This is a genomic window from Pseudomonas sp. NPDC077451 (genome assembly GCF_044543345.1).
GTDB lineage: Bacteria > Pseudomonadota > Gammaproteobacteria > Pseudomonadales > Pseudomonadaceae > Stutzerimonas.
In genome coordinates this window covers 55,939-71,258 of the sequence record NZ_JBITVX010000004.1, presented here as the reverse complement: position 1 = coordinate 71,258, position 15,320 = coordinate 55,939, and the positions used below count along the sequence as shown (strand labels likewise).

Here is a 15,320-nt window from a genome sequence, read left to right as displayed (position 1 = left end):
TCAGCTACTGCGGCTGGAAGCTTTCCAAAAAAAACCCGCTTCACATTAGCGAAACGGGCGAAACAGGAGATGACGCGCGGAGGAAGCGAACTAGCTGTTCTGCTGTTTCTGGCTGTCCTCGGAAATCGTGATGATCGACTTCGCGTTGAACTCACGGTTGCCAAAGAAGGCAGGGTCCATTTGACCCATGACGCTAATGCGGTCGCCCTTCTCGACCTGCTGGAAACCGTCCTTGTCCAAAGGGTTATAGGACATGGTGAGGGTATTGATGGTCAGCGAGCCATCACCCGTATCGAGGGTGATTTCTCGATCCTTGACCGATTGTACGGTGCCCTGAATCGTGGTTTCGGCAGAGGGCACAAAGGTTGCGGTCCGCCATGGCGTTTCTTCATCGTTGGCGCTGGCGAAGAAGAAGCTGTTCAGGCCCTCGACGTAAACACTGTTGGCTTCTATCGACGTCACTTCGAATATGTCGTCATCCACATCACCATAGACCGTGACTTTGTCCCCGGCCTTCAAGGCAGTGCCTTCGGAGTACCAGTCCCAGTCGTCCATCTCGACGACGATGCTGCCCTTGCCGTAGTTCAGCATGAAGGAATCGGGCTTCACCGATTCTACGGTGCCGTTCAGGCTGATCCAGGTCCCATCGTGCTTCTGGTAGGGGCTAGGCGCCTTACCCGATTCCGCTGCAAGAGGTGCAGTCGCGAATCCGGCGATAGCGGTTGCAATCAGCGTTTTCGTAATCGTGTTCATGGAAACCTCTCTTGCGATAGGTTCTTTGTAGAGCGACAGACCTAACTCCAACGCTCACGAGATAACGCTAGGCGAGCGGCCCGCATCATGAAAAAACCGCCAGTACATCAGTGGTCTTTTCATGGTGCAGAGCGGATACGTCAGATATCCAGCCAGCCACCATCGCCCGCGTCGTCATAGAAGGCGTTGTATTCAGTCTCGCTCCAATCGCCGCTATCGTCGGTGTCATAGGCGTCGTAGAGACCTTGTCCGTACTCGTTGTTGGAGAGCATGCCGTCCTTGTCGCTGTCCCAGCTGGTGAACAAGGCGTCGTTATCGAAACCGGTGTCCCATTCGCCCATGGTGACCACGCCGGAATTGTCTTTATCCCAAACGCTGAAATCGCCTACTTCTGCGAAAGCCGGAGCGCTGGCTGCCATGGCCGTTGCGAGTGCGATACCACCGAGCATCGTGTGAAGTTTGTTAGTCATCGTGCTTCTCCTCTGTGATTGATTGGAAGTCAGCACCAGAGGATGGCGCTCACATAAATACCGAGCGCCCGGGCCGTTTGTGAGTTCATGAAAATCGAGGAATCAGCCGTCGAGCCCCTCACCGATACAAATGAGGCGAAACGCGGATCGCGCTTCTGGTGCGGGTTGCGGAAAAGTTGCCGAGCGCACCCGCGAGGACGTTACGAAATCTTACGAGACGAACCGCTACGAGCGCCGCGCTAGCGTTCCGAGCAGGGGTCATCGGAGCCAAAAACCGCTCGATCTTTCACGTCGCACCTAGGGTGGGGCTCCGTCAAGCCAGCTGCTGGCGCAACCAGTCCGCCAATCGCTCAGCGCGTCGATCCATGCGCCGTGACGGCACCCACAGCGACAGCCGCGCCCGGGTTTCGACGAATCCCCAGGGCGCCAGCAAGCGGCCCTGACGCAGGTCGTCAGCCACCAGCTGCTGCGGTGCGATGGCAACACCCAGCCCGGCCAGCGCCGCTTCCAGCAAAAAATAGAGATGCTCGAAGCCCTGCCCCATGCGCAACAAGTTGGGATCAAGCCCATTGCCCTGGGCCCAGGCGGGCCACGCCTGCGGACGCGACGCGGTGTAGAGCAGCGCTTCGTTGAACAGCGCCGACGGCGGTGCCTGGCGCAACGCCGCACAGTTCGGATGATGCGGGCTCAGTACCGGGCCGATGCATTCGGTGGCCAGCTCGAATACCTGCATATCGGCTGGCCACGGCGGCTCGGCATAGAGCAAGGTGGCGTCCAGCCCCGGCCTGCGCGGGTCCAGTTCGCCCTCGCTGGCGGACAGTTGCAGATGCAGATCCGGCAGGTCGCGGTTGAGCCTGTCCAGCCGCGGAATGAACCAGCGCGCCAGCAGGCTGCCCGGACAGCCGAGCACGAACGGCGCATCGGCGGTCTGCTGGCGCAGCTCGGCGCAGCTGTCCCTTAACCGCTCGAACGCCTCGCCTGCTGCATCACGCAACCGCAGCCCCGCATCGGTGAGTTTTACGCCGCGACCTTCCTTGCTGAACAGCGCCACGCCAAGGTCGTCTTCGAGCAGCCGGATCTGCCGACTGACGGCTCCGTGCGTCACGCTGAGTTCCGCTGCCGCTTGGCTTACGCTCTGCAACCGGGCGGCCGCTTCGAAAGCGCGAAGTGCATTGAGGGGAGGAAGGGCTTGGCTCATTAGTGAGTTTTCCTGACAGGTCTAGGCGATCTTATCGCTTTTTATCCCGGCCAGAGTCGGTTAATTTTCCGCCCATCGCGCGATCCTTTCCCTTGAATGGATTGCCGCCACCCATTCCCGCAGGAGATGACCATGACCTCATTCCGCAGCGGCCCTGATGCCAAGGGCCTGTTTGGCCACTTTGGCGGTCAGTACGTCGCCGAAACCCTGATGCCGCTCATCCATGAGCTGGCCGCCGAGTACGAAAAAGCCAAGACCGATCCCGAGTTCGCCAAGGAGCTCGCGTATTTTCAGCGCGACTACGTCGGCCGCCCTTCTCCGCTGTATTACGCCGAGCGCCTGACCGAGTTCTGCGGCGGCGCCAAGATCTACCTCAAGCGCGAAGAGCTGAATCACACCGGCGCGCACAAGATCAACAACTGCATCGGCCAGATCCTGCTGGCGCGGCGCATGGGCAAGCAGCGCATCATCGCCGAGACCGGCGCCGGCATGCACGGTGTGGCCACGGCCACCGTCGCCGCGCGCTTCGGCATGCAGTGCGTGATCTACATGGGCACCACGGACATCGAGCGCCAGCAGGCCAACGTCTTCCGCATGAAGCTGCTCGGCGCCACGGTGATCCCGGTCACCGCCGGCACCGGCACCCTGAAAGACGCGATGAACGAAGCCCTGCGCGACTGGGTGACCAACATCCACGACACCTTCTACCTGATCGGCACCGTCGCCGGCCCGCACCCCTACCCGGCCATGGTTCGCGATTTCCAGTCCGTGATCGGCAAGGAAACCCGTGACCAGATGATGGCGCAAGAAGGTCGCCTGCCCGATTCGCTGGTGGCCTGCATCGGTGGCGGCTCCAACGCCATGGGCCTGTTCCACCCATTCCTCGACGACAAAGACGTGAAGATCATCGGCGTGGAAGCGGCCGGCCATGGCATCGAATCCGGCAAGCATGCCGCCAGCCTCAACGGCGGCGTGCCGGGCGTGCTGCACGGCAACCGCACCTTCCTGCTGCAGGACGACGACGGTCAGATCATCGACGCCCACTCGATCTCCGCCGGCCTCGACTATCCGGGCATCGGCCCGGAACACGCCTGGTTGCATGACATCGGCCGTGTCGAATACACCTCGGTGACCGACGACGAAGCCCTGGCCGCGTTCCACAAGTGCTGCCGCCTGGAAGGCATCATCCCCGCCCTGGAAAGCGCCCATGCGCTGGCTGAAGTCTTCAAGCGCGCACCCGGCCTGCCGAAGGATCACCTGATGGTGATCAACCTCTCCGGCCGCGGCGACAAGGACATGCAGACCGTCATGCACCACTACGACGAACAGGAAGAACATATATGAGCCGTTTGCAGACGCGCTTCGAGCAGCTGAAACAGGAAAACCGCGCGGCCCTGGTGACCTTCGTCACCGGCGGCGACCCGGACTACGCCACCTCGCTGGCCATCCTCAAGGGCCTGCCGGACGCCGGCGCGGACGTCATCGAACTGGGCATGCCCTTCACCGACCCGATGGCCGACGGCCCGGCGATCCAGCTCGCGAACATCCGCGCCCTGGCGGCTAAGCAGGACCTGGCGAAAACCCTGCAGATGGTTCGCGAATTCCGCGAGGGCAACCAGACTACGCCGCTGGTGCTGATGGGCTACTTCAACCCCATCCACAAGATGGGCGTCGAGCGCTTTCTCGCCGAGGCGGTGGAAGCCGGCGTCGACGGCCTGATCGTCGTTGACCTGCCGCCGGAGCATAACGAAGACCTCTGCGACCCGGCCCAGGCCGCGGGCATCGACTTCATCCGCCTGACCACCCCGACCACCGACGACAAGCGCCTGCCTACCGTGCTCAACGGCAGCTCGGGCTTCGTCTATTACGTCTCGGTGGCCGGTGTGACCGGTGCCGGTTCGGCCACGCTGGAACACGTCGAAGAAGCCGTGGCACGCCTCAAGCGCCACACCGATCTACCGCTGTGCATCGGCTTCGGCATCCGCACCCCGGACCAGGCTGCTGCCATTGCCCGACTCGCCGATGGCGTGGTGGTGGGCTCGGCGCTAATCGACCAGATCGCCAATGCCGAAACCTCTGAACAAGCCGTCAAGGGCGTGCTCGGTCTGTGCCGTGAGTTGAGCGAAGGGGTGCGGGGCGCTCGCGGCTAAGCTCTCTCGCAAAACGAACCTAAAGCCGCTGCACCATGATCTGGGCAGCGGCTTTTTCGTTTCAGCAGTAAGCCATCTCCCCTGTAGGAGCCAGCTTGCTGGCGATCAATAACGCCCTGCAGCCCCGGATCGCCAGCAAGCTGGCTCCTACAATGCCGCTCGGCTATCCGATGCCGACGACCCCTATCAAATCTGCTTGATCGACCTAACGAGGTGCACCGCCTGGTCCCCGGTGTTCGCTGCTGACCGTTCCTCCAAGACTTCCCCAGGCCGCCGCCCGGTGACCGAGCAGCGGTTCGCGCCATAACTGCGACAGGGCTGGTGCATACTGAGTGCGCGTTACACGACCCTTTGATTTCGCGTCGGCCACATCCGCATCAGCCGTGGGCAATCAGCAGTAAGTCATTTCCCCTGTAGGAGCCAGCTTGCTGGCGATCAATAACGCCCTGCAGCCCCGGGTCGCTAGCAAGCTGGCTCCTACAAAAGCCGCTCGGCTATCCGATGCCGACGACCCCTATCAAATCTGCTTGATCGACCTTACGAGGTGCACCGCCTGGTCCCCGTCGTTCGCTGCTGACCGTTCCCCCTAGACTTCCCCAGGCCGCCGCCCGGTGACCGAGCAGCAGTTCGCGCCATAACTGCGACAGGGCTGGTGCATACTGAGCGCGCGTTACACGACCCTTTGATTTCGCGTCGGCCACATCCGCATCAGCCGTGGGCAATCAGCAATAAGCCATCTCCCCTGTAGGAGCCAGCTTGCTGGCGATCAATAACGCCCTGCAGCCCCGGATCGCCAGCAAGCTGGCTCCTACAAAGCCGCTCGGCTATCCGATGCCAACGACCCCTATCGAATCTGCTTGATCGACCTTACGAGGTGCACCGCCTGGTCCTCGGTGTTCGCTGCTGACCGTTCCCCCTAGACTTCCCCAGGCCGCCGCCCGGTGACCGAGCAGCGGTTCGCGCCATAACTGCGACAGGGCTGGTGCATACTGAGTGCGCGTTACACGACCCTTTGATTTCGCGTCGGCCACATCCGCATCAGCCGTGGGCAAGACGCCACCGTTGTCCAGGTGAGCTTAGCGGCGTCCAACCTTGCGGAGCAGCCCGATGCGCCTTGCCAATTTCATCCTCGATAACCTCGAGCCCATTCTTCAGTCGTGGGAAGACTTCGCCAGAACCATTCTGGGAACTCGCTCCATGGACACCGAAGCCTTACGGGACCACGCCGAGCAGATGCTGCGAACGATTGCCGAGGACCTGGGGACCAGTCAGTCGAAAGCCCAGCAGTTCAGCAAATCCATCGGCAAGTCACACAAAAGCGGCGGTGAAACGGCGGCGCAAACCCACGCGGTGTTGCGTCATGACGCCGGCTTCAGCATCGATGAAATGGTGTCCGAGTACCGCGCCCTGCGCTCCAGCGTACTGAGCAAGTGGTTGCAGGCAATCAAGTCAGGCACTGACTTCGAAGTCGAGGACATGACCCGCTTCAACGAGGCCATCGACCAAGCGCTCGCCGAGTCCGTGGCCAGCTACTCACAAACGGTCAACGGCACGCGGAATGTCTTTTTGGGCATCCTTGGACACGATTTGCGCACGCCTCTGGGCGCGATTCAGCTCGGTGCGGAAGTGCTGTTGCTCGACGGCAGCCTCGGCCCCAAACCGACCATGTTGGCGACGCGCATCTATACCAGCGTCAAACGTGCCAACAAGATCGTTAACGACCTGCTCGATTTCACCCGCTCGCAGAGCGGTGCAGGCATTCCGGTGCACCGTATGGAAACCAATCTGGCCGCAGTGTGCGAAGGCATGGCCGAAGAAGTGCTGGCCTATCACCCGGACCGCAATATTCTCTGCGAGACCAGCGGAAACCTGACCGGGCTGTTCGACGCCTCGCGGATGGAGCAGGTGTTTTCCAATCTGATCGGCAACGCTGTGCAGCACGGCAGCGCTACATCACAGATCAGGGTGTCCTTGCACGCCGAACAGGCGCATGCAGTGTTTTCCGTGCACAACCAGGGCGAGCCGATCGCGGGGGAGGCACTTGCTGACATCTTCAACCCCATGAGCCGCCACTCCCAGTACGCCGCCGGTGAGCATGGGCCTCAGTCCGGACTAGGCCTGGGGCTCTATATTGCCAGCGAGATCGTGGCCGCCCACCAGGGCAGCATTCATGTCGAATCCAATGCCGAGCAAGGCACGACCTTTATCGTCCGACTGCCGCTGACCGAACACGCCCTGCCGCCTCTCAGAGAGTCCCGACTCGCCACTGTCGCCCTGGATAGACCGCTGTAGGCGCCAGCTTGCTGGCGATCAATAGGCCCTTTTAGCCACGGACTACCAGCCCTGCCCACCGAAAGAAAGCGCACGCCTGCGCGACGTTGATGCCCACTATCAACCCGCTTGATTTCGACCCTGCCGTGCAAACGCGTAGGATGCTGTGCACATCCCCGGTTCAACCCACTCGAGGAGATTGCCCATGCCTGACACGCCTTACGTACCGCCAAAAGTCTGGACCCACGACGCGCCCTCGGGCGGCAAGTTTGCCAGCATCAACGCGCCTACCGCCGGAGCGCGGGAAGAGAAGGCGCTGCCGGTGGGCAAGCATCCGCTGCAGCTGTATTCGCTGGCCACACCCAACGGGGTAAAGGTCTCGATCATGCTCGAAGAGCTGCTGGCGCTCGGCCACAGCGGTGCCGAATACGACGCCTGGCTGATCAAGATCGGCGATGGCGACCAGTTCGGCAGCGGCTTTGTCGAGATCAATCCGAACTCAAAGATTCCTGCACTCGCCGACCACAGCGTCGAAGGCGAACCGCTGCGGGTGTTCGAGTCCGGCTCGATCCTGGTCTATCTCGCCGAGAAATTCGGCGCCTTCCTGCCGACCGAAACCCGCGCACGGACCGAAACCCTGAACTGGTTGTTCTGGCAGATGGGCTCGGCGCCCTTCCTCGGCGGCGGCTTCGGGCATTTCTATGCCTATGCGCCGGAGAAGTACGAGTACCCGATCAACCGCTACGCAATGGAGGTCAAGCGCCAACTCGACGTGCTCGACCGCCAGCTGGCCGACAACCGTTACATCGCTGGCGACGACTACACCATCGCCGACATGGCGATCTGGCCCTGGTACGGCGTGCTGGCCCGCGGTGAGCTGTACGAGGCCGGTGAATTCCTCTCGGTGCAGCACTACAAACACGTACAGCGCTGGGCCGCTGAAGTGGCCGAGCGGCCGGGGGTGATACGCGGACGCAAGGTCAATCGCACCTGGGGCGATGAGTCCGAACAGGCGCCGGAACGCCACGACGCGTCGGACCTGGACTAAGCCACGCGGCCGGTCAGGCAAACTGACCGGCCTTCGAACACACCAGCGAAGCCCCACCCCGCAGCCGCCTTCCGGCCGACGCAACACTGCAGCTGCCGCCCCTGCGTTCGCCGTTGTGGGCAGCGCTGACGGCCGTCATCAAGCGCATTCATTCTCAAGCAATGCCCATCTCGCCTTGAGCCGCCATCGCCTGCGCAAGCCAGGTTGGCCGAGTTTCCGACCGCTGATCTGAACTATAGCGGCACGTCCCGACCCAATATCAATGAGCGTTGCTCTTGTTGCAGCCGATCAAGCAGCAGGCTGCCGTGGTTACCCGCACCCAATGTGTCATGCGGTACTGACAGCGCAGCGCTCGACTACCCAGTTGTTCAACACAACGCGAGGTGAACCATGAAACACACACTAGTAGCAGCGTTCGCGACGCTGACCGATGCCAACCGCACCCAGGGTGACCTGATGTCGCGGGGCATCGCCAGAGAACAGATCCATTCAGTAGGCGCCGACCGCGCGGAAATCCATGCCTACGACGAGCCCTATTCCGCCACTGGCGAGACCGTCGACCGCGAACATCACGAGTCCAAAGTCGCTCACTTCTTCAAGTCATTGTTCGGCCATGAGCCGCATGAAGAGCACCGTCGCCACGCCACGGCATATCCGGAGGCCGTGCGCCGAGGCTCGCTGGTGATCGCAGTCGACGTGTACGACGAGGACCAACTGCTCCGTGCACGTGACGCACTGGAGTACAACGGCGCGCTCAATATCGACGACAACGGCGCCGGTGCAAGTTCGACCCCTGGCTATGCCGGAGCGACCAGCCCCTATGCCGGCGCCACCGGCGGTGACAGTCACCTGGACAAGCATTTCGCGGGGTCCACCAGCCATGCAGCCGGGGCTGCGGACCAGTCAACCGGAACCCGAGATACGGCTGCCCCGGTCACCGGCACAACGGGTACTGCGAGTACCGGCGACACTCACACCGGCTCCGGCGATACCGGGCGCTACGACGTGGGCACTGCGGCCAAACGGGCCGGTACGGACTACCCGGAAAACACCGGCACTGCTTCCCCGACTGGCGGCGGCCTCGCTGGCGAGACCGTCGGCACCCGCGACGCAACGGAAAGCCTGGACGCCACTCACGCCGGCACCTGCACAGACCGGGTGTGCGTGATCAAGCGGTAGAACGCCGACCGCTGAGCGATCACGGGCCGCGGATGCGGCCCGTGTGTTTTCAACCGGCTTTAGCGAACCGCGCCACCTCCCCTTAGCGCTTGCCCAGCGCGGACCGCAGCCCGGCGCTACCGAGTGCCAGCGCCACGCAATCTTCCGTCAGCCCCAGCGCGGCGTTGACATAGGGATTGGCCTGATAGGGTTTACGCAACGCGAGCCCGACCTTCGACGAGACAAGCGCGGCCGTTGCGCCAACCAATGCCGGAAGCCATATCGGCTGTCGCCGTGCGCTGGCCAGCGCCGCAGCAGTCACCCCTCCCGACAGGGCGCGAAACATCATCGACGGTAGGATGGTCCTGTCCGGTGCAAAGGGCATCTTGTCGCCCAGCAGTTCGCCCGTCGCCATGGGCAGCAGAAATTGCTGTGCGCGGTGCGAGGCCAGGGTGCGCGCCGGCTCGTCTGCCTCGTCGATATCGTCCTGCGCAGCCAGTGCCCGACTGGTCATGGTGGGCGCCAGCGTGCTGCGCATCCCGGTTACCAGGCCGAGCGCCAGAGCGCCCCATAAAACATTGCTCAGAGTGGTCATGCGTGTGCCTCCCGATTGCTCTTATGTGCGACCGGGATAGGGCATCAGCCGTTCATGTTCAGCTCCGAGCGGTCAGCTAGCCGCAGCGGCTGCGCGGCTAGCCCTTTGCCGCCGCAAACTTTTCCACCCGCTTGGTTTCGCCCGCCACGATGAGAATGTCACCTGGATGTATCAGGGTTTCTGGCTTGGCGTAGATGAAGTCTTCATGGGTCCGCTTCACCCCGACGATGGTCACGCCGTAATGCGTGCGCACCCCGGAATCGGCGAGTGTCTTGTTGTGGATTCGCTTCGGCGCGTGGGTCGAGGCGATGGCGAAGCCGTCGTCGAACTCGATGAACTCGAACATTTTGCCGGTGACCAGATGCGCCACACGCTCGCCCATCGAAGTTTCCGGGTAGACGACGTGATGGGCGCCGGTGCGCTCGAGGATCAACCCGTGGCGCTTGCTCAGGGCCTTGGCCCAGATGTCCGGCACGCCGATTTCCTGCAGCGCGAGCACGGTCAATACGCTGGCCTCGAGATCGGTACCGATGCTTACCACCACATGACGAAACTGATCGACGCCCAGCTGCCGCAACGCGCGCACGTCGGTCGAGTCGGCCTGGGCCACATGGGTCAGCCGATCCACCCATTGCTGGACGTTCGCACTGTTGCTGTCGATGCCCAGCACTTCGTGGCCCATGGACGTGAGCGAATCGGCCACGGCCGAACCGAATCGCCCCAGGCCGATGACGGCGACGCTGTCGTTCTCGAATGTCTTGCCGAACAGGTTATCCAACAATGGGGCGCTCCTCCGGGTAGCGGTAGTGTTTGGTCACGCTGCGCAGCGCAAGGGCCGTGGCCAGGGTGATGGTGCCGACCCGGCCGATGAACATCAGCGCGATGATCACCAGCTGACCGGACGCTGGCAGGTCAGCCGTGATGCCGGTCGACAGACCGACCGTGGCGAACGCGGAAATCACTTCGAACAGCACGACGCCCAGCTCCAGCCGCGTCACGCTGAGCAGGATCATGGTGCCGATGGCCACGGTGAGCGAGCCGAGAAACAGCACGGTCAGCGCCTGGCGTTGCGTCGCATAGGAGATGCGCCGGCGGAAAGCCACGGTGTCGGCGTTGCCCCGAATCTCAGCCCAAATGAAGAAGAACAGCAGGAAGAAGGTCGTCACCTTGATTCCGCCCGCGGTGCCCGCGCTGCCGCCGCCGACGAACATCAGGAAATAGTGCACGGCCAGCGTCTGCGCCTCGAACTGGCTGACGTCCAGGCTGTTGAAGCCCGCCGTGCGCGCCACTGCCGATGTGAACAGCCCCGACAATAGCTTGTCACCCAGCGACATGCCGCCCAGCGTGCCTGGGTTGCTCCATTCATAGAACAGGATCGCCACCATGCCGCCGAACAGCAGCACCGCCGAACCCCACAGCGTGATGCGCGTATGGATGGTCCAGGGTTTACCGCGCTGGTCGCGGCGGAACTCGTAGAGCACGGGAAAGCCCAGACCGCCGATGATCACCGCCAGCATGACCGGCACCAGTATCACCGGGTCCGTGGCAAAGCTCATCAGGCTGTCGGAATAGGTCGAAAAACCGGCGTTGTTGAACGCCGATACCGCATGGAAAAGCCCGTCCCAGAGTGCCTTGGACCAGGTCAGGTCATAGCTCAGGCGAAAATGCAGGGTGAGGATCGCCGTCACGACCAGTTCGACGCTCAAGGTAACCAGCAGGATCAGCCGCAACACGCCCGTGACGTCCCCGAGCCCGAGCGAGCGTGTCTCCTGCTGCGCGACCAGACGGCTGCTCAACTGCAGCCGTCGCTTGACCATCAGGCCGAGCAGCGTCGCGCCACTCATGATGCCCAGGCCGCCGATCTGGAACAGCAGCAGGATCACGCATTGCCCGAAAAACGACCAATACACGGCCGTGTCCTGCACGATGAGCCCCGTCACACACACCGCCGACACAGCAGTGAACAGTGCCGTCAGCAGCGGTGCCTGACCAGGCCCGGCCGTGGCCGCCGGAAGCGACAGCAGCGCCGTGCCCAGCAAGGTCGCGATGAGAAAGGCGAGCGGAATGAGACGAGCCGGTCGGCGGGCAGCGTTGTGTAGCAAAGGCGACACCTAAACGGTTGCGAGGCCGAACGTCCGGCCATTGAGCTGTGTGGGTTCTGGGCCTGCCGAACAACAGCCAGCCTCGGCGAACTGGCCGCCACGATAGCAAAAGCGTATCGATACGGCGCGGTCACGCATACGTGCGTAACCTCGCGACATCCAGAGCAGGCATGCCCGCCGGGCGCGGTCTATCTGAGCCTGCCGGCACTGAACAGACCGCACGTCGCCTCTCGCCAAAACGCCAAGAAGCAGTCATCAACCTGCCACGCGCGCTTTCTAGTTTCGGTCGGACTCCACCGCACCGAGGACACAACAATGCATACGCGCGCACTGGATTGGCTGTTAGCGGCAAGCCTGATCGGCCTTGCCGGCCCGGCGCTTGCTCAGGCACTGCCCGAGCACGGCTCCATCGAACAGGATTATCGCGAGCAGCAGCTGGAAGGCCTGAGCGCCAGACAGCGCGCCAGTGAGCGTCGCAGCTGGCGCGCGCCCGACTGGCGGGTCGAGCCGGTGGTGTCGGTCAACCTGCTCAGCATCAACGACTTTCATGGCCAACTGTCGCCGCGCGCTGTCGCCGGCCGGCCTGCCGGTGGCGCGGCGGTGCTCGCTTCCTACCTGAAATCGGCCAGCGGCGAATACACGCTGATCGTGCATGACGGTGACCAGGTCGGCGCCTCGCCACCCAACTCCGCGCTGTTGCGCGACGAACCCTCGATCAGCTTCTTCAACCTGCTGGCCAACCCGCACTGCCGGCCGTTCAACCGCCAGCTGGACATGCCGCGCAATGCGCAGCCCTTCGCTCAGCAACGCTGCAACCTGATCGGCACCCTCGGCAACCACGAGTTCGATAATGGCAGGACGGAGCTGCTGCGCCAGCTCACCGGCGGCAACCACGCCAAAGGGCCTTTCCTCGAAGACCAATGGAAGGGCGCGCGCTATCCCACGGTGTCGAGCAACGTCATCGATCGGGCCACTGGCGAACCTCTGCTGCCGCCCTATTCCATCTACTACGCCAGCGGCGTGCGCATCGGCGTGATCGGCGCCGTGCTCAAGGAAACACCAACCATCGTCTCGCCTTCCGGCGTCGCCGGGCTGCGTTTCGTCGACGAGGCGGACGCCATCAACCAGTCCGTGGCCGAGCTGCGCCGACACGGTGTACGCGCCATTGTCGTCGCGCTGCACCAGGGTGGCCGGCAGACCAGCTATGACGGCCCGACCAACCCAGAAGCCGACACCGTTACCGGCCCGGTAGTCGACATCATCGAGCGTCTGGATGACGAAGTGGATGTGGTGATTTCCGGCCATGCCCACGGCTTTACCAATGCGTTGGTGCCCAATGCCAACGGCAAACCGATCCTGGTGACTCAAGCCTTCTCGGCCGGCACCGCCTATGCCGATATCCAGCTCCAGGTCAGCCGCCGCAGCCGCGACATCGTCGAGAAGTCCGCCGCCGTGATGACCACCTGGGCCGACCAGGGCGCCGGTCTGACGCCGGACCCGGAGGTCGCCGCGCTGGTGGCGCAGGCCGATGCACGTGTCGAACCGCTGGTGGCGCGTGCGGTAGGCGTGGCCCAGGGCGACATCACCCGCACCGAAACACCAGCCGGTGAGTCGGCACTGGGCAACCTGATCGCCGATGCACAGCGGGTGGCTACCGACGCGCAAATCAGCTTTATGAACCCGGGCGGCATTCGTGCGGATCTGGACAGCGGTGAAGTGACCTGGGGCGAGCTGTTCGCCATCCAGCCCTTCGCCAACGATCTGGTTTCCATGGACCTGACCGGCGCGCAGATCAAAACCCTGCTCGAACAACAGTGGCTCGGCCAGAGCTATGCGCGCCTGCTCAAGCCTTCCGGCATTCAGTACAGCTGGTCCGCCGGGCGCCCCGTGGGTAACCGCGTGATCGAGATGCGCGATGCTACCGGTGCGCTGATCAATCCGGCGGCGACTTACCGCGTAACGGTCAACTCCTTCCTCGCCGGCGGCGGCGACAACTTCACCGTGCTCACCGAAGGCAAGAATCGCGTCGTCGGCCCGGTGGATCTGGATGCGCTGGTCGACTACATCGAGTCGCTCCCGCAGCCATTCAGCGGGAGCATTGAGGGACGGATCGAGCGCGTCGACTGATTGAACTCGCAGCAGACAAAGGGGACAGAGACTTCAATCTGTCCCCTTTTTGTTTCCCCGTTTTGCTCATGGCGGCACGGTTACCCCCAGCCAAGCGGTCTACGAGCACCATGCCTGGGCTGATGGGGGCACTTTGGGACGTTTTACAGGGCCACCTGATCGCCCTTGCCACAGCCGCAACAGCGTGGGGATGCCAAGAAGCCTCCCGGTTATTCAGGTACGTTGTGCGGCGTCCACCTTGTTGCGGAGCAGCCCCATGCGTCTTGCCGACTTCATCCTCGATAACCTCGAGCCCATTCTCCAGTCGTGGGAAGACTTCGCCAGAACCATCCCTGGGGCCTCTCCCAAAATGGACGTTGACGCCCTGCGCGACCATGCCGAGCAGATGCTCCGTACCATCGCCGAGGACCTTCGCACCCGTCAGTCGACGACCGAGCAGATCGACAAGTCCATAGGCAAGGCAAGCAAGGGCGACGGCGAAACGGCGGCGGAAGCCCACGCCGTCCTGCGCCACGATGCAGGCTTCAGCATTAACGAGATGGTTTCCGAGTACCGTGCCCTGCGCTCAAGTGTCCTTCGAAAGTGGTTGCAGGAAATCAAGAGTGGCACGGACTTCGAGGTCGAGGATATGACGCGCTTCAACGAGGCCATCGACCAGGCGCTCGCCGAATCCGTTACCAGCTACTCACGGACGGTGACCAGCACGCGCAACGTCTTTCTCGGCATTCTTGGACACGATCTACGCACCCCGTTGGGCGCCATCCAACTCGGTGCTGAAGTGCTGATTCTGGACGACAACCTGACGGCCAAACCGACCATGCTCGCCTCGCGGATCTATACCAGTGCCAAGCGAGCCAACAAGATCGTCACCGACTTGCTTGATTTCACCCGCTCCCAGAGCGGCTCGGGCATCCCGTTGCATCGGGTTGACGCCAACCTGGCGGAGGTGTGCGAAGGCATGGTGGAGGAAGTGCGGGCCTACAACCCCGAACGCCAGATTACCTATGACACCAGTGGAAACCTGACTGGCCTGTTCGACGCCTCGCGCATGGAACAGGTGTTCTCCAACATGATCAGCAACGCGGTGCAGCATGGCAGCAAGACTGGAGCCATCAGGGTAGGGATGCATGCCGAGCAGGCGCATGCGGTGTTCACGGTACATAACCAGGGAGAACCCATTGCCAAGGATGCAATCGCAGACATCTTCAATCCTATGAGCCGTCATTCGCAGTACGCTGCAGGAGAACACGGCCCGCACTCGGGGCTGGGCCTGGGGCTGTACATCGCCAGCGAGATCGTAGCGGCACACAAGGGAACTATTGTCGTCGAATCAACCGCCGAGCTAGGCACCACCTTTACGGTGAAACTGCCGCTGGCTGCGCACGCATCACGACGCGCAACTGACTAGCGCCTCGGCGCCAGCGACCATTCATATCGTAGTGCGCAAT

13 protein-coding genes are annotated in these 15,320 nt (G+C 62.7%); 7 read left to right on the top strand and 6 right to left on the bottom strand.

Going from position 1 to position 15,320, the window contains the following annotated elements; all coding sequences use genetic code 11:
• Positions 1–90: 90 nt before the first annotated feature.
• From ACIGHL_RS08635 to ACIGHL_RS08625, 3 genes are all read right to left on the bottom strand, one after another.
• The gene (locus tag ACIGHL_RS08635; protein WP_128119757.1) at positions 91–753 is read right to left on the bottom strand and encodes a NirD/YgiW/YdeI family stress tolerance protein; all 663 of its coding nucleotides are present in this window, start codon (positions 751–753) and stop codon (positions 91–93) included.
• 140 nt (positions 754–893) lie between these two features.
• Positions 894–1,223, bottom strand: coding sequence for an EF-hand domain-containing protein (locus ACIGHL_RS08630; RefSeq protein ID WP_128119758.1), 330 nt, complete (start codon positions 1,221–1,223; stop codon positions 894–896).
• A gap of 313 nt (positions 1,224–1,536) precedes the next feature.
• Entirely contained in the window at positions 1,537–2,421 is an 885-nt protein-coding gene (locus ACIGHL_RS08625) for a LysR family transcriptional regulator (protein WP_128119759.1), read from the bottom strand.
• Positions 2,422–2,553: 132 nt separating this feature from the next.
• Between ACIGHL_RS08625 and trpB the strand changes: the two genes are divergently transcribed.
• From trpB to ACIGHL_RS08600, 5 genes are all read left to right on the top strand, one after another.
• Positions 2,554–3,765, top strand: coding sequence for a tryptophan synthase subunit beta (gene trpB / locus ACIGHL_RS08620; protein ID WP_177327095.1), 1,212 nt, complete (start codon positions 2,554–2,556; stop codon positions 3,763–3,765).
• Positions 3,762–4,571, top strand: coding sequence for a tryptophan synthase subunit alpha (trpA, locus tag ACIGHL_RS08615; RefSeq protein WP_128119760.1), 810 nt, complete (start codon positions 3,762–3,764; stop codon positions 4,569–4,571). The genes trpB and trpA overlap by 4 nt, the downstream gene beginning before the upstream one ends.
• Before the next feature lie 1,107 nt (positions 4,572–5,678).
• Entirely contained in the window at positions 5,679–6,863 is a 1,185-nt protein-coding gene (locus ACIGHL_RS08610; protein ID WP_128119761.1) for a sensor histidine kinase, read from the top strand.
• Between the two features lie 184 nt (positions 6,864–7,047).
• On the top strand, positions 7,048–7,890 hold the full coding sequence (gene yghU, locus ACIGHL_RS08605; protein ID WP_128119762.1) for a glutathione-dependent disulfide-bond oxidoreductase: 843 nt from the start codon (positions 7,048–7,050) through the stop codon (positions 7,888–7,890).
• A 390-nt stretch (positions 7,891–8,280) separates the two neighbouring features.
• Positions 8,281–9,069, top strand: coding sequence for a hypothetical protein (locus ACIGHL_RS08600; protein WP_128119763.1), 789 nt, complete (start codon positions 8,281–8,283; stop codon positions 9,067–9,069).
• A gap of 82 nt (positions 9,070–9,151) precedes the next feature.
• Here the strand turns inward: ACIGHL_RS08600 and ACIGHL_RS08595 are convergent, their stop codons facing one another.
• From ACIGHL_RS08595 to ACIGHL_RS08585, 3 genes are all read right to left on the bottom strand, one after another.
• On the bottom strand, positions 9,152–9,643 hold the full coding sequence (locus ACIGHL_RS08595) for a DUF4126 family protein (RefSeq protein WP_128119764.1): 492 nt from the start codon (positions 9,641–9,643) through the stop codon (positions 9,152–9,154).
• 97 nt (positions 9,644–9,740) lie between these two features.
• Complete coding sequence (locus ACIGHL_RS08590) at positions 9,741–10,424, bottom strand: potassium channel family protein (protein WP_128119765.1); 684 nt, start codon at positions 10,422–10,424, stop codon at positions 9,741–9,743.
• Entirely contained in the window at positions 10,414–11,682 is a 1,269-nt protein-coding gene (locus ACIGHL_RS08585; RefSeq protein WP_241509077.1) for a TrkH family potassium uptake protein, read from the bottom strand. Before ACIGHL_RS08585 ends, ACIGHL_RS08590 begins: the two co-directional genes overlap by 11 nt.
• Before the next feature lie 378 nt (positions 11,683–12,060).
• Between ACIGHL_RS08585 and ACIGHL_RS08580 the strand changes: the two genes are divergently transcribed.
• The gene (locus ACIGHL_RS08580; RefSeq protein WP_128119767.1) at positions 12,061–13,872 is read left to right on the top strand and encodes a bifunctional metallophosphatase/5'-nucleotidase; all 1,812 of its coding nucleotides are present in this window, start codon (positions 12,061–12,063) and stop codon (positions 13,870–13,872) included.
• Between the two features lie 256 nt (positions 13,873–14,128).
• The gene (locus ACIGHL_RS08575) at positions 14,129–15,280 is read left to right on the top strand and encodes a sensor histidine kinase (RefSeq protein ID WP_128119768.1); all 1,152 of its coding nucleotides are present in this window, start codon (positions 14,129–14,131) and stop codon (positions 15,278–15,280) included.
• Positions 15,281–15,320 lie beyond the last annotated feature (40 nt).